The sequence below is a fragment of the Bradyrhizobium sp. th-b2 genome, from assembly GCF_000426785.1.
In the GTDB taxonomy this organism is placed as follows: Bacteria; Pseudomonadota; Alphaproteobacteria; order Rhizobiales; family Xanthobacteraceae; genus Bradyrhizobium; species Bradyrhizobium septentrionale.
Map to the genome: position 1 here is coordinate 1 of NZ_AUGA01000005.1, position 20855 is coordinate 20855.

At 60.8% G+C, this 20855-nt stretch carries 19 protein-coding genes and 1 tRNA gene; 9 read left to right on the forward strand and 11 right to left on the reverse strand.

What is annotated here, in order from left to right; all coding sequences use genetic code 11:
* Positions 1-128 precede the first annotated feature (128 nt).
* Both K359_RS0109435 and K359_RS0109440 read right to left on the reverse strand, forming a co-directional pair.
* Positions 129-878 carry a DUF4239 domain-containing protein gene (locus tag K359_RS0109435; RefSeq protein WP_029079120.1) on the reverse strand — a complete coding sequence of 250 codons (750 nt, stop codon included), beginning with the start codon at positions 876-878 and terminating at the stop codon, positions 129-131.
* 151 nt (positions 879-1029) lie between these two features.
* Positions 1030-2352, reverse strand: coding sequence for a TAXI family TRAP transporter solute-binding subunit (locus tag K359_RS0109440; protein WP_029079121.1), 1323 nt, complete (start codon positions 2350-2352; stop codon positions 1030-1032).
* An 833-nt stretch (positions 2353-3185) separates the two neighbouring features.
* Between K359_RS0109440 and K359_RS51535 the strand changes: the two genes are divergently transcribed.
* From K359_RS51535 to K359_RS51545, 3 genes are all read left to right on the forward strand, one after another.
* A complete protein-coding gene (locus tag K359_RS51535; RefSeq protein ID WP_035976424.1) occupies positions 3186-3404 on the forward strand; it encodes a hypothetical protein in 219 nt (72 codons plus the stop codon).
* Positions 3405-3905: 501 nt separating this feature from the next.
* Positions 3906-4886 (forward strand): AraC family transcriptional regulator, encoded by a 981-nt coding sequence (locus K359_RS57175; RefSeq protein ID WP_084518337.1) that lies wholly within the window; start codon positions 3906-3908, stop codon positions 4884-4886.
* 72 nt (positions 4887-4958) lie between these two features.
* On the forward strand, positions 4959-5552 hold the full coding sequence (locus K359_RS51545; protein ID WP_051346068.1) for a histidine phosphatase family protein: 594 nt from the start codon (positions 4959-4961) through the stop codon (positions 5550-5552).
* A gap of 134 nt (positions 5553-5686) precedes the next feature.
* Here the strand turns inward: K359_RS51545 and K359_RS51550 are convergent, their stop codons facing one another.
* Both K359_RS51550 and K359_RS64315 read right to left on the reverse strand, forming a co-directional pair.
* Positions 5687-6409 carry an MBL fold metallo-hydrolase gene (locus K359_RS51550; RefSeq protein WP_245284557.1) on the reverse strand — a complete coding sequence of 241 codons (723 nt, stop codon included), beginning with the start codon at positions 6407-6409 and terminating at the stop codon, positions 5687-5689.
* On the reverse strand, positions 6406-6645 hold the full coding sequence (locus tag K359_RS64315) for a hypothetical protein (RefSeq protein ID WP_245284558.1): 240 nt from the start codon (positions 6643-6645) through the stop codon (positions 6406-6408). The genes K359_RS51550 and K359_RS64315 overlap by 4 nt, the downstream gene beginning before the upstream one ends.
* A 532-nt stretch (positions 6646-7177) precedes the next feature.
* Here K359_RS64315 and K359_RS0109470 point away from each other — a divergent pair.
* Positions 7178-7891 (forward strand): Bax inhibitor-1/YccA family protein, encoded by a 714-nt coding sequence (locus tag K359_RS0109470; RefSeq protein WP_029079123.1) that lies wholly within the window; start codon positions 7178-7180, stop codon positions 7889-7891.
* A gap of 267 nt (positions 7892-8158) precedes the next feature.
* Here K359_RS0109470 and K359_RS58310 read toward each other — a convergent pair whose 3' ends face one another.
* Complete coding sequence (locus K359_RS58310; RefSeq protein ID WP_029079124.1) at positions 8159-8644, reverse strand: VOC family protein; 486 nt, start codon at positions 8642-8644, stop codon at positions 8159-8161.
* 296 nt (positions 8645-8940) lie between these two features.
* The gene (locus K359_RS0109480) at positions 8941-9708 is read right to left on the reverse strand and encodes an MmgE/PrpD family protein (protein ID WP_198031131.1); all 768 of its coding nucleotides are present in this window, start codon (positions 9706-9708) and stop codon (positions 8941-8943) included.
* 168 nt (positions 9709-9876) lie between these two features.
* Here K359_RS0109480 and K359_RS58695 point away from each other — a divergent pair, with 168 nt between their 5' ends.
* On the forward strand, positions 9877-11049 hold the full coding sequence (locus tag K359_RS58695) for a recombinase family protein (protein ID WP_084518353.1): 1173 nt from the start codon (positions 9877-9879) through the stop codon (positions 11047-11049).
* Here K359_RS58695 and K359_RS0109495 read toward each other — a convergent pair.
* The 4 genes from K359_RS0109495 to mnmA form a co-directional block, all read right to left on the reverse strand.
* Positions 11006-11082: transfer RNA gene (locus K359_RS0109495), tRNA-Met, on the reverse strand. The genes K359_RS58695 and K359_RS0109495 overlap by 44 nt on opposite strands.
* Positions 11083-11197: 115 nt before the next feature.
* Positions 11198-11515 (reverse strand): hypothetical protein, encoded by a 318-nt coding sequence (locus K359_RS0109500; RefSeq protein WP_371261141.1) that lies wholly within the window; start codon positions 11513-11515, stop codon positions 11198-11200.
* Between the two features lie 89 nt (positions 11516-11604).
* On the reverse strand, positions 11605-12243 hold the full coding sequence (locus K359_RS0109505) for a class I SAM-dependent methyltransferase (protein ID WP_029079128.1): 639 nt from the start codon (positions 12241-12243) through the stop codon (positions 11605-11607).
* Between the two features lie 24 nt (positions 12244-12267).
* Entirely contained in the window at positions 12268-13464 is a 1197-nt protein-coding gene (gene mnmA, locus K359_RS0109510) for a tRNA 2-thiouridine(34) synthase MnmA (protein ID WP_029079129.1), read from the reverse strand.
* Positions 13465-13823: 359 nt separating this feature from the next.
* On the opposite strand from mnmA, the gene K359_RS0109515 reads away from it, so the two are divergent.
* Positions 13824-15401, forward strand: a complete 1578-nt coding sequence (locus tag K359_RS0109515) for a flagellar hook-length control protein FliK (RefSeq protein ID WP_029079130.1) — start codon at positions 13824-13826, stop codon at positions 15399-15401.
* A 10-nt stretch (positions 15402-15411) separates the two neighbouring features.
* The gene (locus K359_RS0109520; protein ID WP_029079131.1) at positions 15412-16140 is read left to right on the forward strand and encodes a flagellar hook assembly protein FlgD; all 729 of its coding nucleotides are present in this window, start codon (positions 15412-15414) and stop codon (positions 16138-16140) included.
* Between the two features lie 1474 nt (positions 16141-17614).
* Here the strand turns inward: K359_RS0109520 and K359_RS0109530 are convergent.
* Positions 17615-18592, reverse strand: a complete 978-nt coding sequence (locus tag K359_RS0109530; protein ID WP_029079132.1) for an AraC family transcriptional regulator — start codon at positions 18590-18592, stop codon at positions 17615-17617.
* 546 nt (positions 18593-19138) lie between these two features.
* Between K359_RS0109530 and K359_RS51555 the strand changes: the two genes are divergently transcribed.
* Positions 19139-19318: a hypothetical protein gene (locus tag K359_RS51555; RefSeq protein ID WP_035976386.1), complete on the forward strand. Its 180-nt coding sequence runs from the start codon at positions 19139-19141 to the stop codon at positions 19316-19318.
* 124 nt (positions 19319-19442) lie between these two features.
* Positions 19443-20657, forward strand: a complete 1215-nt coding sequence (locus K359_RS0109540) for an OpgC family protein (protein WP_029079133.1) — start codon at positions 19443-19445, stop codon at positions 20655-20657.
* The last annotated feature ends 198 nt before the right edge of the window (positions 20658-20855 follow it).

The following is a 20855-nucleotide window of genomic DNA, read 5'->3' on the forward strand; positions in this document are numbered from 1 at the left end:
AGGGCCAGATTCGGACATCTCAGCACAACGCGCATCTTGATCAATTCGAAAAGCCATGCAGCAGATCGCGACGACCGCGATAGCAGTCGGGGCTTGCTATGGCCGGCGACCCCGATCATGCGAATGGCTTAGGGACTGAGCGGCGTGAGGACGTTGCGCAGTGGCGCGCTGGAAATTTGCATCAAACCCGCGAATGGCTGACCCAGCTCTAGGACCAGGTAGATCGCCCCGGCGGCCGACAGTGCAAAAACGAACAGCGAGCCGAAAACGGTTGCGCTGGGTTTGGCAAACAGGCCGAAGCTTCCAAAGATGATGGTGAGCCAGAAAATCAACACCACCAGGAACGGCATAGGGATTGAGTTGTTCGTCTGTGCGAACAGCAGCAGGCGGGTTTGCGCAATGTCGGTGGCGATCTGTATGGCACTGGTTTGCAGGGAGCGCTGGGACTCGTTCTGCGGCGAAAGCCGCTGAAGCTTCGCAAAGAATGCGTCGCCTGCGGCGCTCGCCTCGAAGGGATGCGCCTTGGTAACCTCGGAACCTTTCTCGCGCCACATTCGCTCGGCTAAAACAACGATGCTGCGCCGCAACAGATTGCGGACGTCGTTCGTCTCCGGTCCGTACTGCTCCAGCAGATTGTCGAGCACGACAACATTACTCGTCATCTGCGTGACTTGAGCGCTCTGCGTGTCGTAGGAACTCTTCGCCGAGGCGATCAGCAGGCCGAGGACAAGCGCGGCTATCGTCCCGATAAGGCCCGTGCCCAGCCTGACCACATCCTTGTCATCTGTACTCAGGTGATGCCCAGGAAGGAACATACCGAGCAGGGCGCCACCTGAGATGCATAGAAACGTGATGCACGATAGCGCGATTGCATTCATGATTCACCTGTGTCTCGCGAGGCAGCGGCCGTCTCTCTGCTAGTCATCCAGTTTTAGGCCGTAGCTTCAAGCTCGTTCGCCTGAGCATAGCCTCGGTCTCTGCCGCGTATCGTTGACGGGGCATCCTGATGCGTCGACCGCGGTGTGTCGCCTACGCCGCGGAGGCAACTGCGGGTCCCTTAGCGATCAACATGCGTCGGTCGTGAATCAAGCTCTCCAGCCGGAGGGCTGCCACGGACAATGTGGCATCATCCACCGCGCTCTCGTCTCCAGCAGCGGATTTGGCGCGCTCCGCCTTTAGAATGCCGTCGATTTCTTCTTCGATATCCGAAAGTTCAGCCTCTGTATCGACTTTCCGAATCCGGCGCGCCAAGGCATAGAGAGAATCGAGCGGGCCTTCGGTTGCGCGGTTGCCGACGCCCAGGAATTTCCACGCCGCCGCAAGCAAGGTGGCGGCGCCACCCAGTACCATCGGCGTCAAATAGATCCAATTGCCGTATTCATCCATGAAGCTCTGCGTGGTGCTGTTGTAGACGGCTGCCGCGCCAGGGTGTAGCGGAAGGTAGGCATCCTGGTCGGTGCTGGGCGCGGTGATCTGCGCGAAAATCGGCTGCTCGCGCAGAAGATTCCTGCGCGCGCTCATGATCGCCTCCGTGAGGCTTGTTACCAGATCAGTGCCGAGCTTCTTTTGCGCAACCAGGTATAGCGAGGTCCTCAGGGTCGTCAGGTCATCTTCCGGGACCGGCGGCGATCCCCGCAGCGTGCCCTTCGGGACGTCGAAGCTTTCAAAGGCGCGTACATTCTCTGCAATTGCCCCCGCGGACCCGATTGGGATCAGTACCGGGACCATTTTATGGTCGAGCTGAAAAAATCCGCGAACGAGTGAGAGGTATTTTTCGGCGAGCGGGATCACGACAAGCAGGGCACTGACCTGTTTTGACTGAATGGCCTGCCGAACATCCGTCAAAGCAAGGTTCTTGAATACAACTTTGGCGCCCGCCAGATCGTATTCCTTGGTCAACACATCGACAATTTTCGCGTTCGCTACTCCGCCGACCACGCCGACCGTGCGTCCCTTCAGGTTGCCCATGCTCTCGATGGATGATCCCGGCGGCGCGATGATCAGTACGACCATATGGCTGACTACGACAACGGCTTGCGCCTGCGACAAGTCACCGACATCGCCGCGAACCACGGCGAGATCGACCTTACCCGCGGAGAAGGCGTTAGCGGCCTCAAGGGCGGTGCCGCTGTCGATAACCTTGAGCCGCACCGGCGCGTTCGTCGAAACGAACTCGCCTGCTATCGCTGACATTGCCTTGGCAGCCTCGCCGTCGATTGAGCCGACCGCCACGATCAGCGTTACCGGGCGAGTGTAGTACCGATAGCCAAGGAGACATGCGCCTGCCGCAAAGACGACGACGCCGATAACCAGGAAAAAGCGAAGCCACAGCGGCAACTTTATCGACATCATGCTCGTCGCTCCAGACGCGTCGGCCGATGGACATCGCTGCATGCCCTAATTGCCGCGCGTACAGCCGCAAAGACCAAGGCCTCGTACTTCCAACTATGCGAAAACGGACAGGCGCCCGTGCGAGTTCGCCATGCCCTTGCCGCTGTATTTCTGCGGACCTGCGACGCCCGCGAACGTCCGCGGCCAGCGGCCGCTCTACGTGCTCGCTTCTCAAGACGCACCCCCAAGCTCGGGGAAATTAAATGGTATGTATCAGAATTGTGGGCCGATGTCCCTCTATTCCCAAGTCCGAAACGGGTCCTGTGTCACGAGCAGATAGATCGTGGTGGCCTGCTTTGATCTGAATCAACGCCCAACCGCTGGATGCGATCTTATGTGACGCCTCTTGCAGAACAACGACCTTTGCGGAGAAGAATCCACGCTGTTGGTCATTGGGTTCATAGCCGTAAGCGCAGAAAAGGCCAGTGCTGCCGTAGTGTACTGCCAATACGTTGACTATCCCGCCGGGTGCGTCGTAAGGCCCGGCGTCGTGTTGCGGCCTCGGCCGGTGGTGGTATTGCCCCCGTTGTGCGCGCCCCTGTGGTCCGTCCAGTGGATCGCGAAATTCGGCGCTGATTGTTAGCTCCACAGCGCAGCGGGCTTCCGCTTTTGCACGCATTCCAGACTCAAGTCGGACACTACGGTACGTCCGAAATGGGCCAAAGCAACCTCCCCCGGCGCTAAAAAACGGCCGTCCGACGTCTTGACAGTTAACCCGCCTGATCTAATTTTTTGACGGGCATAGCCCTTATATTTCAAGGATAGGCAGAACGACCGTCAGAGGAATGACGACGATGATCGACGAAAATTTTGTGCTATTGCGGTGCCACCGAAACAATATCCATCGCTACCGTAAATTGCTCGCAACGGAGCTCTCCGAGCTTGAGCGTCAATACCTAGAGCGCCGCATTTCCGAAGAGCAGACCGCGATAGAGACGCTGTCGATGGCCATTTTTCCTCTTGAGTTAGGTGCCGTGAACGCCCCGCGACGAGCATCGCCTGACGCGGCTTAAGGCGGCCTGCGACAATGTTAGAAGTCGTCTTGATTGACCGTGATAGACGCGGGTGGGAGTGGCAGCTTCGCGACCATTCTGGCAATACATTCATGCCCGGACGAGAACGGACACGGCGAGCCGCCAAGTACGCGGGGGAGAGAGCCTTATTTCAACTCCTCGCTGCCGATCCAAACTTAATAGGTCTGCAACGGCCGACGTGAACGCAGGCAACCACTTAGCCCGGTTCGTGGTCGAAAACCTTACTTCAATGAGTCGTCGTTGAAGGTATCGCATCGATTAAGCGCATAAAGGCTGGTTGTTCTCGCAAGTGAAGGAAGCTGCGGTCTCGTTGGCCGCCACAATCAGCGCGCGGTGCGCGCCAACTCATCGCGTGCAGCGAGCAACGCGTCGCGCTCGGTCATGTCGCGCAGGCTACCTCTCCTTTGTAATCCATTTCACACATGCAGCGAAGCGCGTCCGATATAATTTTTTGCGGGGGCCCCGAAGTGGGAGGTCGAGATGCCAACATCATCTCACCTTTTGCGATGGTCGACCGAGATGCTGCCGGAACGCGCGAGGTTCTCCACGTTCCGTGAGGAGTTTGCGCGGCTGAACCTCGCATTGGACGTGATAGATCACAGCGGCGGCCGCCCGCGTATCGACGTCACCTACTTGCCGCTTGGCGCGGTCGGCGTTTGTGGCGTTGTCGCCACGCCGGTGGAGTTCATCCGTCACAAACACCACCTCAAGGATAGTTGTGACCAATTCGGACTGAACATCGTCGAGACCGGACCGGTCCAATTTGCAAATGCTGGCCAGGAACATGTCTATGATGCCGGCTCCGCTTGTTTGATTGACCGGGGAAGGCCGCTGCGAGTATTTGGGCCGAGTGGTGCCAGAGTCAGATACGTGACCGTGCAGGCTGCCGCCCTTAAGTCTCTGGTTGCGCAGCCGGAAGATCTATCAGGTCGGCCGGTGCGTCCCGGACCGGCGCTTAGACTCCTAGGCTGCTACCTGCGATCGCTCGCAACCCTCAAAGAGCCTCCGTCATCAGAACTGGCCTCCACCATCGGCGTACATCTCCTTGATCTCGTGGCCGCGACGCTCGGGACGACCGACGAAGCTGCAAACATCGTTACGGACCGCGGCGTGAAAGCAGCCAGGCTGCAGGCGATCCTGGCGGTGGTCGCGCGACGCTTCAACGATCCCAATTTCGATCTGGACAATGTCGCCGGGGTGCTCGGCATGTCGCGGAGATACGTGCAAAAACTGCTCGACGAGGGGACCGGAAAGTCGTTCACCGAGCACCTTTCAGAACGCCGGCTTGAGCGTGCCTTCGCGATGTTGACTGACCCGCACCATCGGCGCTTGGCGATCATCGATATTGCGTTTGGGGTCGGCTTTGGTGATGTTTCTCATTTCAATCGCATGTTCCGCCGATACTTCGGCGAGACGCCATCAGGCGTGCGCGCCGCAGCGACAATGGGGGAGCAGAAGTGATCCTGCGACTTCCAACTCGCGAAATCATGATATCTCTTAGGCCCTTCTTGTTGAACCCGAGCATCCCTACCCATGCTTACAGTCTTCAACAGTCGGGTAGCTGCGCGCCTCCTTCGTTTGGTGTGTTTGCTGGCGATCTTGGCCGGTCCCGCCTTTGCCGACGACGAGCAGGTATGGGCCGCGCTAAGGCAAGGCGGCAAGATCGTGCTGCTGCGCCACACTCACGTCGATATGCGAGAAGGAATAGGACGCCTCGTGCGCGGTAACTGCGCTGAGGAGGTGAACCTTTCCACCCACGGCATTGAGCAGGCCAAGCGCATCGGAGAAGTGTTCCGCGCTCACGGCATTGTGGTCGGAGAGGTCCTCACCAGCCCTTATTGCCGTTGCGTCGACACCGGCAAGCTTGCATTCGGTCGCGCGACGCCGGTCCAATATCTGATGCCCCCGGGCGTCTTATCCGACGATCAGGCCAAGTTGGATCAGGAGCGGGTCTTGCAAGACATCCGGAGCCACCGCGCTTCTGCGAACCTGGTGATGATCACCCACGATCTCAACATTTCCAACATTGTTCTTGAACCATCGATTGCCATGGGCGATTTTTTCGTTCTCCAGCCCAATGGGATGGATTTCGAGCTCGTCGGCAAGATTCTAATGCCGGACAAGTAGGACATCGACGCCAATACGCGTTTGCGCTTGGCATCGCCGTTGCGATGACGACAGTCGACGACCGCGGGCCAACGGGAGACGTGCCCTCGCGGTTTTCCCGCTAACGGCTGACATCACAGCCTCAAATCTGCTTCCTACGGATTACGCTGGCGTACAGTGACGGTATCGCCGATTTCGAACGACATCAGGTCCTCGCCAACTTGCAGCGGACCGTCATAGGTTTCGCGCGTTCCCGCGACGATATCGTCAACCGTTGCCCGAGGAACCTTGTCGCTGCCGAGAAAAACTAGATGCGAATAGACGGCCAGTTTCGGCTTGGCCAACGAAAATATCTGCCCAGCTTCCCGCGGACTAGTATGGTGGTCGACAACGCGCTGGATGTAGGCATTTGACAGCAGTTCAGGTCGTACGACACACACCTCGTGTATCAGCAGGTCAACGCCGGTACCGTACTTTATGACATTTCTGTCATAGCGGGTGTCGCCCGAAATCACCACCGCGTGCCCTTTGTATTCAATGCGATAACCCACGGCAGGCTTGATGGCCGCCCCGTGATCGACCGTGAAAGCAATCACTTTGACGCCATCTTTATCGTAAACGACGCCGTCCTTGTCGAACTCCTCCACGACTGTTGCGATGCCTTCGGGCGACAGCTTTTCGTCCTCCAGCCGGATTTTGATGTCCAGAGCGTAAGCGCTTTCCAGATTGCTCATCAGCGATTTGGCACCGACCGGGCCAATCAGCCGGAATGGCTCCTTCCGGCTATTCCCCAACCACCCCGTAAGCCATAGATCGGGGATGCCCAACGTGTGGTCCGAATGATAATGGGTAATGAAGAGCGCATCGATCCTGCTCATGATCGTGCTCTTCGTCGCAGCAAACGGATAGTAGCACCCCGCCCAGCGTCAAAAAGCAGTTTCTGATTTCCCGCCTCTACGAGCGTGCTTGGGCCAAAACGATCTAGATCGGGGATCGGCGTGCCAGTGCCGAGCAAGGTGACCTTGAAATCGCTGTCGGCTTTGGTTTGCGCATTGACCGTCGCGCCAAGAAGGAAGGCCAACAATCCGACGAATGAGGCTAACGTCTTGGACATGGTCGCAACCTTTCGTTGGTGGCGAAACCAAGACCCTCATCTTTAATTTTGAGGTAGTCAATGTCCGTTCCGGGTCAAAAGCCGACCATAGACGCCTCGCTCGACCTTCGTCGACTTCCCTCCCGACAGCGGACATTGCGGCGTTCTGAGCAAACGTCAGCTAAGGCCAAATGCGGACATGGCCAGCTCAATCGATCGCCTCGTCGGCGCGCGGGCAACGACATCGCGAAACGGCAACGGGCGTGATTGAGCAATTATACTGTTGATCCAGATCAAGACCGCTGCCACCGGCCGGCCACTACGCTGTCGGCTAGGAAGTGCCGCCCAACGCCGAAGGATGTTGGACTCAGGGATGAGCATTTTTGTTAAGTTCATGAGCGCAATCTTCGGTACCAGGGCGGAGGCGGACCTCACCGGGCGTTACCGAAACGTGGGAGCGATCATGAGTGTTCCGTCTCCCCGGCAATGAAGCCGTAAATCACGAGTACAGTCGGCTACTTCCCACAGGAGCCTATCAAGAAGGACACAACTCATGTCGAACTATGATCGAAATGCAGCTGCGCCGGGCTTCCCCGCAAACGGCGCCATAGCGATAGACGTCGGCCTTCGCGCTTTTATGCTGCGCGTATACAATTACATGGCCGCCGGCGTTGGCTTGACCGGCGTTGCCGCGTTTTTGACCTATCAGTTCACCGGCCCTGAATTGCTTCAAAGTCCGCTGATGTGGGTGCTAATGCTGGCGCCACTGGGTTTAGTGTTCTTTATCAGTGCACGAATCAACACGCTGTCGGTGGAAGCTGCGCGAGGATTGTTTTTCCTCTATGCGGCCCTGGTCGGGATTTCATTGTCGACTATCTTCCACATTTACACACAGTCCTCGATCACCAGAGTGTTCTTCATCTCAGCGGCGGCCTTCGGCGCGCTCAGTATCTGGGGCTACAGTACCCAGCGAAGCTTGTCTGGATTTGGAACGTTCCTGCTTATGGGCCTGATCGGCATCATTGTCGCTAGCCTGGTCAATCTGTTTCTGAGATCGAGCGGGCTCGATTGGATGATTTCCATTATCGGAGTCGGCGTCTTTGCGGGGCTCACGGCCTACGATACCCAGCGGATCAAGGGGATGTACGACGGCGGCGATGACACCACTTCGGCCGGCCGCAAGGCAGTGTTGGGCGCGCTGTCACTCTACCTCAACTTCATCAACCTGTTCATGATGATGCTGCGCCTGATGGGCGGCCGACGCTAGACTACGACGTCATTCTCGAGTGCGATCCGCTCGCCATTGCGCGATGAGGACGCGACGATTGAATAACAAGAGCGCTTTGGCGTGGGAATGTCTGCTTCGGGTCAAACTCGGAAGTCGGAACGCGCAACCGTGAGGGACGAGGATTGTCCACTCGCATCTGCCGTGCCTTTGCAAGGGCTGCTCGCGCCGAAGCGAGGCGCTTTTCGTCCTGATTTTGGAACGTGGGAAGGACGGAAGATGCGGAATTTTGTTTCGGAAGTCGGCCGGTCATCTCATGGCGCTTTGATCGGTCTTTATCTGCTGCATCCAGGTGCTGTAGCTCACGATACCGGCACTTGGGCAGGGCTCATTTGGGAGCAACGCCAATAGTTCAAGAAGGTGGTGATCGGGATCCCTGAAGAAGATGGAAGCCGCAGGCATCCATCCTATGACGGAGGGTTCCGCCGCCGGCAAGCCAAAAAAGTCCAGAGGAACAACACCTGCACTAGTGAGCTGCTGCTGCCAACGCAAAAGGTCTTCCAACTCCACGCGAAAGGCGAGATGGAGCTGCATCACATTTGGCGACGAAGAGCCTGCCCACAATCCGAGCATCGAGTGTCCTCGTTTACCGATCCAGAAGAAAGCGGTACCGCGCTCGTTATCAAGGTGTGCCAGTTCAAGTCCGAGCACTTCGGAATAAAAGGCTGTTGAGCGGCTCAGTTCACTGACATTTAGATGAGCTTCGAACAACGAGCAGGGCAAAAGAGCCGGCATAGATTTCTCCACACGATATGAACGAGAGCGCCAGCGCGGCCCTTTTATTCCGCCTTCGGAAATTGGGTAGGGCTTTATACGACAAAGACTCGGCTTTCTGCGACACCCTCCTCAAAGTCTCGTCTGTCGGGATAAGGCGTGAAGTCAGCTTCGGGTCAAATTGGGACGTCGGAACGCGCAACCGCGAGGTCCGCGTCACTCCCGACACCGGACTTTCGATAGCCAGCGTGGCGCTTCCGCAAAGGGCCTCACCCGACGTCGTTATTCCTATTACCCCGTTGACCAGCGGTTCAAGTTCACGCCGGATCTTGTTTTCCGCTTCCCCTAGGGGCTCGGGCCAATTCTCGTACATCCTTTAACTCTTCGAGACCATCGACGAGTGAAACGACCCGCTCTGCGCCAGCCTTGCCAACGACTGGAACCGCAAAGTTCATGAATTTACCTTCTAGGGACGATCGCGAAAGGGGGCGCTCGACGTCGCCTTCCGGAACCTCCACGGTCTCGCGCAGAGACTGACCGTCTGCGAAAACGATCTCTACGCTGGCGCCGCGTCCCTTGGGGAGCTTGGCCATCAGAGAAGATCCCGCTTTCACCGACGTCTTCTCCACCAGCACCATGACGTCCTTGGCTCGCCTGCGGTCTTTCTCGAGTTGCGCTACAGTCACATCGCCGTCGAGAAGAGCCATCGCGACGCAAACGGGAAGACTGTGATCGGCGGTACCCTTCGTCTGCGGCCGGAATTTTGCAGGATCCGCAACGCGCTCGATTATCCCGGGATAGCTCTCAACCGTAATAGCCCGTATCTCTTGTGTTCGCCCCTTGATCTTCGCCGAGAGTAATGCGCCAGCCTCTGCTGCGGCCTGCAACTCAATTTGCACGGGGAAGCGCTTGAATGCCACCTGGGGCAGCCGGTATCCCCCAAGCTCAAGGTCAACGGCAAAACCCTCTTTGGCGGGTTTCATCTTCGACGCCAACCAATCGAGCGTACCGGAAGGGCCGGTAAAGCCCTGTGCGGCGAGCCGTGTTGCGAAAACGCCGTCAGTCGCAGTGGCGGCAAGTCCCATGGCTTTCATCATGCTGATCGACGGCGCGTTGCGTGCGCTCGTGGGGGAGCAGTATCTCATGGACTTGGCGGTCCACACTCGGCGCGGGCTTGAGGGTGTCATTCGCGATGGCCGACACGCAGGCGGTCGCGCGTACGGTTATCGTGCGATTCCGGCAAGCCCGGCGAGTTGGAGATCGTCGAGAAGGAGGCCGAGATCGTCCGCCAAAATTTTGCTGACTACATTGGCGGTCAGACACCGCGCCAGATCGCGCACAACCTCAACAATCGACGTGTCCAGCCTCCTCGCGGAGGCCTGTGGAACGCGTCGACAATAAATGGCAACGTGTCACGTGGCGGCGGCATGATCATGAACGATCTGTACGCGGGGCGCATCGTTTGGAACAAGGTGCGCATGGTGAAAGACCCGGTGACGCGCAAGCGTCTCTCGCGGCCCAATCCTAAGGATCAATACAAGATCGTCGATGCTCCGCATCTACGCGTTGTTGATGACGCGACATTCAAGGCCGCACAGGCCATCAAGATCGAGCGCCGCCGCGACGCAACGCCAGCGGCGGCTCAAAAGGCTCGCGCGCCGAAGCGAGTGTTTTCTAGACTTATTAAGTGTGGCTGTTGCGGCAGTGGCATGGCGTCAATCGGGAGCGATGCCAAGGGTCTCCGCCTGCAGTGCACGGCGTATCGCGAGAGCGGTTCCTGCAAGAATAGCCGCCGCGTTTACCTCGACGACATCGAGGCGCTCGCAATCAAGGGATTGGGCCAGCACCTCGCGCACCCCGTGGTGCTCACCGAATATGTCGAGGCCTACAATATCGAGCGCAAGCGCCTTAAAAAGGAGGCGAGCAACGAATGCGCACGGCTGGAACGGCGGCTTGGCGAGATTGAGCGCGAGATGAACCGGATCGTTGACTCCATTGTCGTCGCGGGCATGCCGCCGGAACGGTTCGTCGCCCGCATGCAGGAACTTGAGGCCGAAAAAAACAAAGTCGTGGCCGGGCTTGTAAGCGCCGAGGAAAGCGACAACGTCATCGCACTGCACCCGAAGGCGCTCGACCGCTACAAGCGCGCCGTTGTGGCACTGGCCGATGAACTGAAGCGCGGCAACCCCACCGAGTTCGCGACCGTCCGCGAGTTGGTCACGGCAATCATCGTGCATGCCAGCCCAAGCCGGCCTGGCGGTGCGGGAACCAAAGCGAATGCGGAGGATGACCGGAGTGTGAGGATCGACATAAGAGGTCGGCTGGCCGCGCTTTGCGACAACCCAGCCCTTTTTCCGAACATAGCTATGTCGGGGGGAACGATGGTAGCGGGAGAGGGACTTGAACCCCCGACCCCAGGATTATGATTCCCGTGCTCTAACCAGCTGAGCTACCCCGCCATGGGCTCGCGAACGTCGGCGTGCAGCCGCGGGTGCGAACGGGCGGCATATAAAGAGTGGCATGCTCGCCTGTCAAGCAAAGGCGGACATGTCAGCAACTTATTGCAGACAGAGGCTATTTCGGCCGGACCGACGGGTCGCCGCCGCGGCTGCCTGGCGGTGGAATCACCGGCGTGTTGCCGCCTTGCGGGGTCGGCGCCTGCATCTCGGGATCGACGCCGGCCGGCGGGCACAGCACGCCGTCGGATTTGGCGAGCTTGTCGCCCAGCGCCTGCCCGGTGGTGGTTCCCTCCGGAACCACGACGCCGGGATGCGAAGGCTGTTGCGGCCCGCAATTCACGGCAGCGCGCGACGGTGCCGGCGGCGCGGTCCGTGCCGGCGGCGTGGCCGGCGTCGGCGGCGCCTGCGCGGCGGCCACAATGGGTGCCGTCATCAGCACACAGGATAAAGCGAGCGTTCGAATCCTCATGACGGGAGAACCGTGACGACGCGCCGATGTTCCCTATGAAAATTGCCGCAGCCTCACGATTTGCGGAAGCGGATCAGCGAGAAGTGGCCCATCGGCGGCATCGGCCGACGCTCCGCGAGGCTGACACCGCCGTGCTTGGCCGCCCAATTGGTCAACCGCTCCCACGGAAATTCCGGACGCCAGCCGAGCCGCCGCGCCAGCGGCGCAAAGGCGAGCTCGAAGATGCGGCGCGGACCGCTCTCGGCGCCGATGTGATTGACCAGGATCAGTTCGCCGCCGGGCTTCAGCACGCGAACAAAATCATCGAGCGTCGCCTCGGGATCCGGCACCGCGGTGATGACGTATTGCGCGACCACTGCATCGAAGAACGCATCCGGAAATGCGAGGTTCTTGGCGTCCATCACCGCCAGCGTCTCGACATTGGAGAGGCCCAGCGCGCGCACGCGCTTCAGCGCCCGCCGCAGCATCGGCTCGGAAATATCGACGCCGCACAGTTTTGTGGTGCGCGCATATTCCGACAGCGACAGCCCGGTGCCGACGCCGACATCGAGCACGCGCCCGCCGATCCGGTCCGCTTCCGCAATCGTCGACTGACGGCCCTGATCGAACACCTTGCCGAACACCAGATCGTAGATCGGTGCCCAGCGGCCATACGCCTTTTCGACCCCCTCGCGGTCGATGTCCCCAGCCATTCCCTGCCCCGAATTTTCTTTGATCTATCCGCGAACCGCTTCCGCGAGCGCCGCCGTCGCATCCCGCACAGCGGTTCGCGCCACGCGGCTCGCACTCGCACTCCTGATGAAGCCGCCGCCGAGCACACGCGCCTGCCCCGAGGCCGCGTCGTAGAACACGCAGGCCTGGCCGGGCGACACGCCCTCCTCGCCGGCGACGAGCTCGACCTCATAACCGCCATCGGCGGCGCGCAACCACGCCGGCTGCGGCGCGCGCGTCGAACGCACGCGGACATACATCTCGATGCCCTCGCCGATCACGCGATCCAGCGCGCCGTCGCCGATCCAGTTGACGTCGCGCAGCGCGATGCGATCCATCCGCAGCGCCTCGCGCGGCCCGACCACGACACGGCGCGTCGCCGCGTCGAGCTTGACCACATAGAGCGGGCTGCCCGACGCAATGCCGAGACCCTTGCGCTGGCCGACGGTGAAATGAACGATGCCCTGGTGCTGGCCGACGACATTGCCGGCGAGATCGACGATGTCGCCCGGGGCGATCGCGTTCGGCTTCAGCCGTCCGATGATGTCGGTGTAGCGGCCGGTCGGCACGAAGCAGATGTCCTGGCTGTCCTGCTTGTCGGCGACCTCGAGATCGAAGCGCCGTGCCAGCTCGCGGGTCTGCGGCTTGGTCATGTCGCCGAGCGGGAAGCGCAGGAAGTCGAGCTGCTCGCGCGTGGTGGCGAACAGGAAATAGCTCTGGTCGCGATCGGCATCCGCCGCGCAAGTCAGCGAGCGCGATCCGTCGGCCAGCCGGCGCGAGGCGACATAGTGGCCGGTGGCGAGCGCCTGCGCACCGAGCTCGCGCGCGGTAGCGAGCAGATCGCGGAACTTGACCGAACGGTTGCACTCGATGCACGGCACCGGCGTCTCGCCGAGCGCGTAGCTGTCGGCGAAATTGTCGATCACGGATTCCTTGAACCGGCTTTCATAGTCGAGCACGTAATGCGGGATGCCGATCCGCTCGGCGACATTGCGCGCGTCGTGGATGTCGCGGCCGGCGCAGCATGCGCCCTTGCGATGGGTCGCGGCGCCGTGGTCGTAGAGCTGCAGCGTGATCCCGACCACGTCATAGCCCTGCGACTTCAACAGCGCAGCCGTCACCGACGAGTCGACGCCGCCGGACATGGCGACGACGATCCGTGTGTCTTCAGGGCGGCCTTCGAGATCCAGACTGTTGAGCATCTTCAAGGGGTCATTGAGCAGTGTCGCGGCGAGCTTACGCACTCCGCGACGAAATTGGAAAAGCCTTTTATCCAGAAAGCCTTAGAACGCATCCACGGCGGCTTCGGTCGGTTCAGGACGCGTCGGAGGCCACCCTTAATATAGGCCGTATTCCGGTGAGGCAATCCGGCGGAAACGACACCTTGCCGCGCGCGGACGGCAAATCTTGCCGCCGGGCAAAAAGGAGACCCGTTGGGAACCTGTTCCAGCCCATGGGCGCGACACGTAACCATCTGAAATAGCTTGGCATTTATTACACGCCATGATTGGCCCGCTCCTTGCTGACAAAAGCCCGGAAGTCTCATTTGCGAGGGTTGGCAGTGGTCAGCGTCACGTCGGAAGCATTGGCAAGCCGGTCTTTTCAGGGCACGACGCCGCGGTCGTCGCGGCCCGACCCCGCCGCGCAGGCGGGGAACGACGGCTTTGCCGCGCTGGTCGACAGCAGCACTGTGTCCAGCAACGACTCGAGCCGCTACGACTCGCAACCGGCGCCGTCGCGCCGCTCCGACGATTCGTCCTCGACGACGGATGCGCGCTCCCGCGGCAGCAGCACGGCCCCCGACCGGACGCGGGATTCCAGCAGCTCGCCTGACGACAAGAAGGTCGACAGCGACAGCGACGCGCCGCGCAAGACCAAGTCGAAATCGAAGTCGGATGACGCGAGCACCGATACGCCATCCACCGATGACACGCCGGCCACGACGCAAGCCGTTGCGCAGCCCGATCCATCCAGTGCTGCCACGGCCGCCGCGGTAATTGCTGCCGCGACCGCTGCTCCGGCGACTGACCCGGCAGCGACGGCCACCACGCCATCCGACCAGCCGGCCGCACCGCTTGCGATCGCGGCCGCGGCGATTGCGGCGAGCGCGGCCATCGCCGGCACCGGGACGCCGGGCAGCAACGGTGCGCCTACCGGCGCCGACACCGCAACGGCGGCGGCCACGACGGCGAATGCCGGCAAGGTCGCCAAGGCGGCCGGCGTCAAGACCGAGACTCCAGTCATCACCACAGCCGATGCAACGACGGTCGAGGGCGCAGCGACAGCGACCGGCGACGCGACGCTCGCTGCAACAATTGCCGCCGGAACACCGACGAAGCCGACGCAGGCCAAGGTCCAGGTGGCCGCGAAGGACGCGACCGCCACGGCACCTGCGGACCAGGACAGCGCAGCGGCGGACGGCGGCAGCGCCGCACCGGCTGCGCCGACGACCATCGTTCCCGCAGCCGCGCCGGCCGCCGGCAAGGCGAAGGCGGCTGCCGACGGTGCCGCCGATGCTATCAAGGCCGATGCGAGCGGCGACGGCAGCGCCGCACCAACGTCGCCTGTCGGCGGCCACACGGCTGCGTCGACCCAGCTCACGACGCCCGATCCCTCCGCGCAGGCTTCGAACGCAGTCCAGCCGCAACTGACGACCACGCAGACGACGCCGTCCGCGACCGCGCAACTGACCGTGACCACCGCCGCGCAAAGCGCCGCCGTGCCGCTCAGCGGGCTTGCGATGCAGATCGCAGCCTCCGCCAAGAGCGGCAAGAGCCGCTTCGAGATCCGGCTCGACCCCGCCGAGCTCGGCCGCATCGATGTCCGCATCGACGTCGATCGTAACGGCCAGGTGACCTCGCATCTCACCGTCGAGCGCCCGGAAACGCTGTCGATGCTGCGCCAGGACGCCAACCAGCTGCAGCGCGCGCTCGACAATGCCGGCCTCTCGACCGGCAATGGCGGACTGCAGTTCAGCCTGCGCGACCAGTCGCAGTCGGGCCAGAACAACAATGGCCAGCCCAACCCGAATGCCCACCGTTTGATCGTCGCCGAGGAGGACAGCGTTCCCGCCGCGGTGGCAGGCCGCTCCTACGGACGTGCAACCGGCGCCCTCGGCGGCGTCGATATCAGAGTGTAAGGAGTTCACGATGTCAGTCGATGCAACCATGCCGACGCCCGTCGTCTCCGCACCGAGCACCGGCAGCGGAACAAGCTCCGGGAGCAGCAGTAGCAGCAGCAGCACCGGTGCGTCGACGACGACGGCCGGTATCGCCGACAATTTCCAGACCTTCCTGACGCTGCTCACGACCCAGTTGAAGAACCAGAACCCGCTCGATCCGCTCGACACCAACCAGTTCACCCAGCAGCTCGTGCAGTTCGCCGGCGTCGAGCAGCAGCTGAAATCCAACGATCAACTGAAGTCGCTGATCGAGATCGAGAAGAGCGCGCAGTCGACCCAGGCGCTGGTCTATGTCGGCAACACCGTTGCGGTCGACGGCAGCAAGACGCAGTTCGACAAATCGGCGACCTGGAATCTGGTGTCCCCGCAAGCCACCAGCGCCACCATCACGATCACGAGCTCGACCGGCCAGACCGCCTATTCCGGCAATTTCAACCTGAAGCAGGGCAATGCCAGCTTCGTCTGGGACGGCAAGGGCAATGACGGCACGCAATGGCCGGCCGGCACCTACACGCTGACCGCCACCGGCAAGGATTCCAGTGGCAAGGACCTCGCGATTTCCACCGAAGTGCAGGGCGTCGTCGACTCCGTCGACCTCACCGCCTCGCCGCCGCTGCTCTCGATCGGCGGACAGACCTACACCACCGACAAGATCAAGCGCGTGGTGCGCGGCACGTCGAGCGGCAGCAGCAGTTGAGCTACGTCGTCCCGACCTGCGCCTCGCCAACGTTGGCGATGGTTCTCGATTCACTATCAAACATCGCGGTGTCATCACCCGCGCATGCGGGTGATCCAGTATTCCAGAGACGCCGGTACTTGAGCCGAGGGGCCGCGGCGTACTCGATCGCCCGGTCGAGCCGGGCGATGACAGATGTGGGTGAGAATGCAGCTTCGCGTTCGTCGCGCGACTTTCTCCGCACACTCCACCGTCGTCCCGGCGAAGGCCGGGACCCATAACCACAGGATTGTGTTGTTGGAAACAGGCTGTTGCCCCTGCGCCACGCAACAATTCGCATTTGTGGTAATGGGTCCCGGCCTTCGCCGGGACGACGGCGAGTGTGTTGCACGATCTGTGAGCCATACATCCGCATTCTCGCGACATTGATTTGTCCGAGCTTTGGATTTCGTTCCGCCCTCCTCTCACAGAGGGCGCAGGGAAAGCCGGGTGCCGATCGCACCCATGGGCCCCGAGCAAAAGGTAGAAAGCTAGGGGGTAGGACCACAGGTGTAACCGGGAACTCCGGCTTTCCCTGCGCGATGGGTTACGGCTTACTTCGTGCTCTCCCCGGCGAGACTGGGCTTGCTTGTCACCGCCATCGCGTCACGCCTTCGCGTGTTGCGACGAGACACCTGCCGCTAGCTAGGGCGTCAGGACCACACGACTTCACCGTCCGCTTCACGCGCATTCGTCGACTGCGCGCTTGGCGTCCACCGCATCCCACACCGCGTTCGTGACGATCGCGAAGCGCCCCTCGATCGGGTGAGACGGGCGAACCATACACTGAGTTTTCATTCCGATAAACCGAAATACTTCTCTCGCGACGGCTTGACAGGTTTTGCTGAGTTGCCCGTCGTGTCGAATTGGCAACACCGGTTGCCATAACGATGCCCATCATCTCACCGCGCGGATAAAAATGATGGGTATCGCTGCGCTCCACCCATCCTACGCGCGGAGCCCGGAATCCATCTCCGGTTGACGCCGCCCGGGGAGCGGGAGCGGCCTGGCGTCCGCTGCTGGACTGTTTCGCAGCAAATGGCGGCCGCGCCGGCGGCGTGCCTGTGATGCAAGGTCTTGCAGAGGACGTCTTGCCTGAGCAACACTCTCAATTCCGGGTGATTGCCGACCTCAATGCTCCCGCGCGATGAGTTGATCGAATGAAGCCAGCTCCGGGCCATCGACGGCCGATCCATCATTCGCCAATTTTCTGGATCGGCATCGCTTTGTGCCTGGCGGCAATCGCCATCTACGTTTGGTCGGATGACCTTTCCTGGCGGCCGGCACCGAACCCGCGATGAAGAGCCGGGCTCGTGATCGACTCGTAGTGGGCATTGCTCACGGTCAGCTTTTGGCCCACCCGGCATGCAACTGGTTCTGGCCCGCGTTCCCCCTCGATCAAGAGGGGCGATCCTGAAGGGGCATCCTGGACACGTGCCGATCAGGGCAGCGTGGCTCAGTGAGAATCCTTTCGGGCGAGGCGGACGCCGCGCGGCGAATCGCCGAAACGCGTTCGGAACAGGCGATTGAAATACGAAACGTCCGAGAAACCAACCTCCAGCGCGATATCGGAAATTCGCTGACGGCTGGCGTGAGACTCGGTCAGCAATTTGAGCGCCCGTTGCAGACGCAATTCATTCAAGCGCTCGGTGAACGATGACCCCGATGACGCCATCAGGCGCTGCAGATAGCGAGGTGAAATGCCCTGGCAACGGGCGACCGTTTGAACGCTGAGCCCGGGCTCCTGAAAGTGTATGGCCAGGTAGTCGAGCACTGCGTTGTGCCGAGCGGCCACGACGGCGCTCGCGCTGCTCTCGCCCAAGGCAGGCCCCTCGCCGATTGCGAGCGCGATGAGATCATGGATGTGGGTCACGACCGTATCATGAAGCCTGGGGGCGGACAGCGCCCTCGTCTTAATGACCGACTTCAGATATGCCGTGAACAGCCGGAATGCTTCGGTCCGGTGCCAAATCGGCCGCATGGCCAGGCTTTCGACGTCGGTCAAGCGCTGCGCAAGCACCTCGCGCGGCACGGCCAGACCAAATTGCAATCCCTCGACATAAGTAACGCTGACGGGCTCGGAATGCAGAATTGCGATTGCATCGCTGCCGCGAACTTCAACTTCGCCGCCGCGCTGCGACAGCTGGCTTCCGCCGGAAGAGCAGAAGATTACGCCGATTGAGTCATCACCATCGGCAAGGTTCGCTTGCAAGCGCTTAAAACGCATGGAAGTGCCTTTCAGCGCGAGCGTACGCAAACCCCGAACCGCATACAGGGACGCATCGGCCTGGAACGGAACGTTCGATAGAGGCTCGATATCTGCATGCACGACGCATCGCCCAAAGTGCTCGCGCCATGCGGGGATGCGAATGCGCTCCGGAAGATCGCGCGTTGAAAATCGATACGATATGAAATTGGCTGCGTCCGTAGGCATGGGGACCTCCAGCCTTCACAGAACATCAGAATGAAGTACTGCGGCACACCAACGTCGGAATCTGCATTTTGCAATTCACGCACCGGCCTGCTCTTGATCCGTGCGCATGAGTCCAAGAAGCCACGCTATCAGTCTGCTAGTCTGATTTGCCTGTGATTGATAGTAGTGTGAACTGGTTCACTCAGTCGCCAGAATATTACGTGTATAATATCCGCGAAAGTCGCAGCCGATTTTTCTCCTTTAAGAGGATACGGTCGTGACGGCTCAATTTATGATTGCTGCCATCGGATCCGGTTCAAACATTCCTGGCAGAGTGCAAGCGCAAATCAGCCCTACGACCCTGTTTGCGATTGACCCAGCTTAAGGAGCCGCACGCAAGGCTCCCTGGTAGAACTACTGGTCTCGATTTTGTTTGGTCGCTCCGGCCAAATCGCTATCAGTATTCGTTGGACTGCCGGCGGCACCGTTGGTTTTTTGGCCCCGGTTGAAATGGTCGAAATCTGTCACATGGGAAGTCAGCCTTAGTGATCAGGAAAGGGTTCGATCATGTCCACCATATTCGACATGCTTTATCACGAGTACTGCCGTGCCCGCCTCGCCGAAATGCGGAAACAGCTTTTGATACCGGTCATCGGCGGAACCTTGCTGGCGCCGTCGGAGGACGATGATCCTTCTGGCCTCGACGAACGTGGCTGGCCCGCGAAAGCGCCGCCAACCATCGGATAGCTGCAGCGCGCAATCCCATAGGTTGACCGGAGGCTAGTCCGGCACGCGCACGCCTCGGAGCGTCCGATCGGCTCACGGACCTGTACGCGATCAGGCCGCGCGCGCACGCCAGACAGATCAACAGATGCTTGATCGAACCCACACTTCGAAGCGATTGATCGGCGAAACTCCGCCGGAGTTCAGATCGACCGGCCGCGACCCGCGCATCGATGTCTGCCGCGGGATCGCGTTATGGTGGATCTTTCTCGATCACATTCCAAATAACGTCGGAAGTTGGCTGACGCTGCGCAACTACGGCTTCTGCGATGCCGCCGAGATATTCATGTTCATCTCGGGCGTGACCTGCGCACTGGCCTACGGCAGAGCGCGTCAGCGTGACGGCTGGAGCGGCATGATCGGCCGTTCGCTGCGACGGGGATGGGACATCTATGCCGCCTTTCTGCTGCTTACGCTCGCTTGCGCCATCCTCGTCTACCTCACGGGCAGCGACCGTCTTGCCGACGAGAGCAATACGCGGGTCCTGTTCGAGCGTCCGGGCGCCACGCTTGCGCACGCCGCGATCCTGCAATACCGCCCCGTCAATACCGATGTCTTGCCGGTCTTTGTGATCTGTCACGTATTGTTCGCGCCGCTGTTGTGGCTGCTGCTGCGAGCACCAAACATGACGCTTGGCCTTTCGTTGTTGCTTTATGCGCTGGTGCACGTCTTCGGCTGGAGCGTTCCTGCCTGGCCCGATGGCGTCTGGTTCTTCAATCCGCTGGCGTGGCAGCTGCCGGTCGTGCTGGGCGCGTGGTACGTCATCGAGAGGAAGAGGATCCGAGGATGGGTGACGTCGCGCCCTGCGCTCATTCTTTCTGCTCTCTATCTGGCGTTCAGCCTGGTCCTTGCGCTGGGCCAGGACATCAAGCTGGTCCCGCCGATCCTGACGGATCTATTGTTTCCATTGGACAAATCGAACTTGAGTCCGTTGCGGCTGCTGCATTTTCTGGCGCTTGCGATCGTGGCGTTATGGCTGGTTCCCGAGGGCTGGCGAGGGCTATCGACCCCGATCCTGCGCAGCGCGCGGTGTTGTGGCGAGAATTCGCTGCCGATTTATTGTCTCGGCGTCCTGCTGGCGCTCGTCAGCCAGTTTGATCTGTTCGACAGCTCGAACCGGCTTTCGATGCAGATCGTGCTCAGTCTTGCCGGCGTCCTGGTGATGATCCTCGTCGCGACGCTACTGAACGCGCTCAGCACCAAGCGCAAGCGCCAGGTCGACGTCGATGCCGTCGTGCATGATTTGATTCCACGCGCGAGCCATCACGGCATCCTCGACAGCCATGGCGCGCACATCCTGTAGAGCGTTTTCGAGCGAAGTGGGTACCGGTTCGCGTGAAGAAACGCGTCAAAACTAGAGTTTAGAGCCCCGTTCCGATGCAATCGGAACGGAATAGGCTCTAGGCGGAACCGAATCGCAAAGCGGCCCTGGGAGCGTCGCCGCGCCCCCAGGGCTGCTTTCGTTATCGCGCGTGGGAGAAGCGGGCGCGCTCTGCAGCGC

Bases quoted from the DNA above. Each gene is read 5' to 3' on its own strand.
- K359_RS64315 (WP_245284558.1), bottom strand. From the start codon at position 6,645: ATGTCCAAGACGTTAGCCTCATTCGTCGGATTGTTGGCCTTCCTTCTT.
- K359_RS0109500 (WP_371261141.1), bottom strand. From the start codon at position 11,515: ATGACGGCACCCATTGTGGCCGCCGCGCAGGCGCCGCCGACGCCGGCC.
- K359_RS0109470 (WP_029079123.1), top strand. From the start codon at position 7,178: ATGTCGAACTATGATCGAAATGCAGCTGCGCCGGGCTTCCCCGCAAAC.
- K359_RS0109520 (WP_029079131.1), top strand. From the start codon at position 15,412: ATGTCAGTCGATGCAACCATGCCGACGCCCGTCGTCTCCGCACCGAGC.
- K359_RS51555 (WP_035976386.1), top strand. From the start codon at position 19,139: ATGTCCACCATATTCGACATGCTTTATCACGAGTACTGCCGTGCCCGC.
- K359_RS57175 (WP_084518337.1), top strand. From the start codon at position 3,906: ATGCCAACATCATCTCACCTTTTGCGATGGTCGACCGAGATGCTGCCG.
- mnmA (WP_029079129.1), bottom strand. From the start codon at position 13,464: ATGCTCAACAGTCTGGATCTCGAAGGCCGCCCTGAAGACACACGGATC.
- K359_RS51545 (WP_051346068.1), top strand. From the start codon at position 4,959: ATGCTTACAGTCTTCAACAGTCGGGTAGCTGCGCGCCTCCTTCGTTTG.
- K359_RS0109435 (WP_029079120.1), bottom strand. From the start codon at position 878: ATGAATGCAATCGCGCTATCGTGCATCACGTTTCTATGCATCTCAGGT.
- K359_RS0109480 (WP_198031131.1), bottom strand. From the start codon at position 9,708: ATGGGACTTGCCGCCACTGCGACTGACGGCGTTTTCGCAACACGGCTC.
- K359_RS0109505 (WP_029079128.1), bottom strand. From the start codon at position 12,243: ATGGCTGGGGACATCGACCGCGAGGGGGTCGAAAAGGCGTATGGCCGC.
- K359_RS0109440 (WP_029079121.1), bottom strand. From the start codon at position 2,352: ATGATGTCGATAAAGTTGCCGCTGTGGCTTCGCTTTTTCCTGGTTATC.
- K359_RS0109540 (WP_029079133.1), top strand. From the start codon at position 19,443: ATGCTTGATCGAACCCACACTTCGAAGCGATTGATCGGCGAAACTCCG.
- K359_RS51550 (WP_245284557.1), bottom strand. From the start codon at position 6,409: ATGAGCAGGATCGATGCGCTCTTCATTACCCATTATCATTCGGACCAC.
- K359_RS0109530 (WP_029079132.1), bottom strand. From the start codon at position 18,592: ATGCCTACGGACGCAGCCAATTTCATATCGTATCGATTTTCAACGCGC.
- K359_RS58310 (WP_029079124.1), bottom strand. From the start codon at position 8,644: ATGCCGGCTCTTTTGCCCTGCTCGTTGTTCGAAGCTCATCTAAATGTC.
- K359_RS51535 (WP_035976424.1), top strand. From the start codon at position 3,186: ATGATCGACGAAAATTTTGTGCTATTGCGGTGCCACCGAAACAATATC.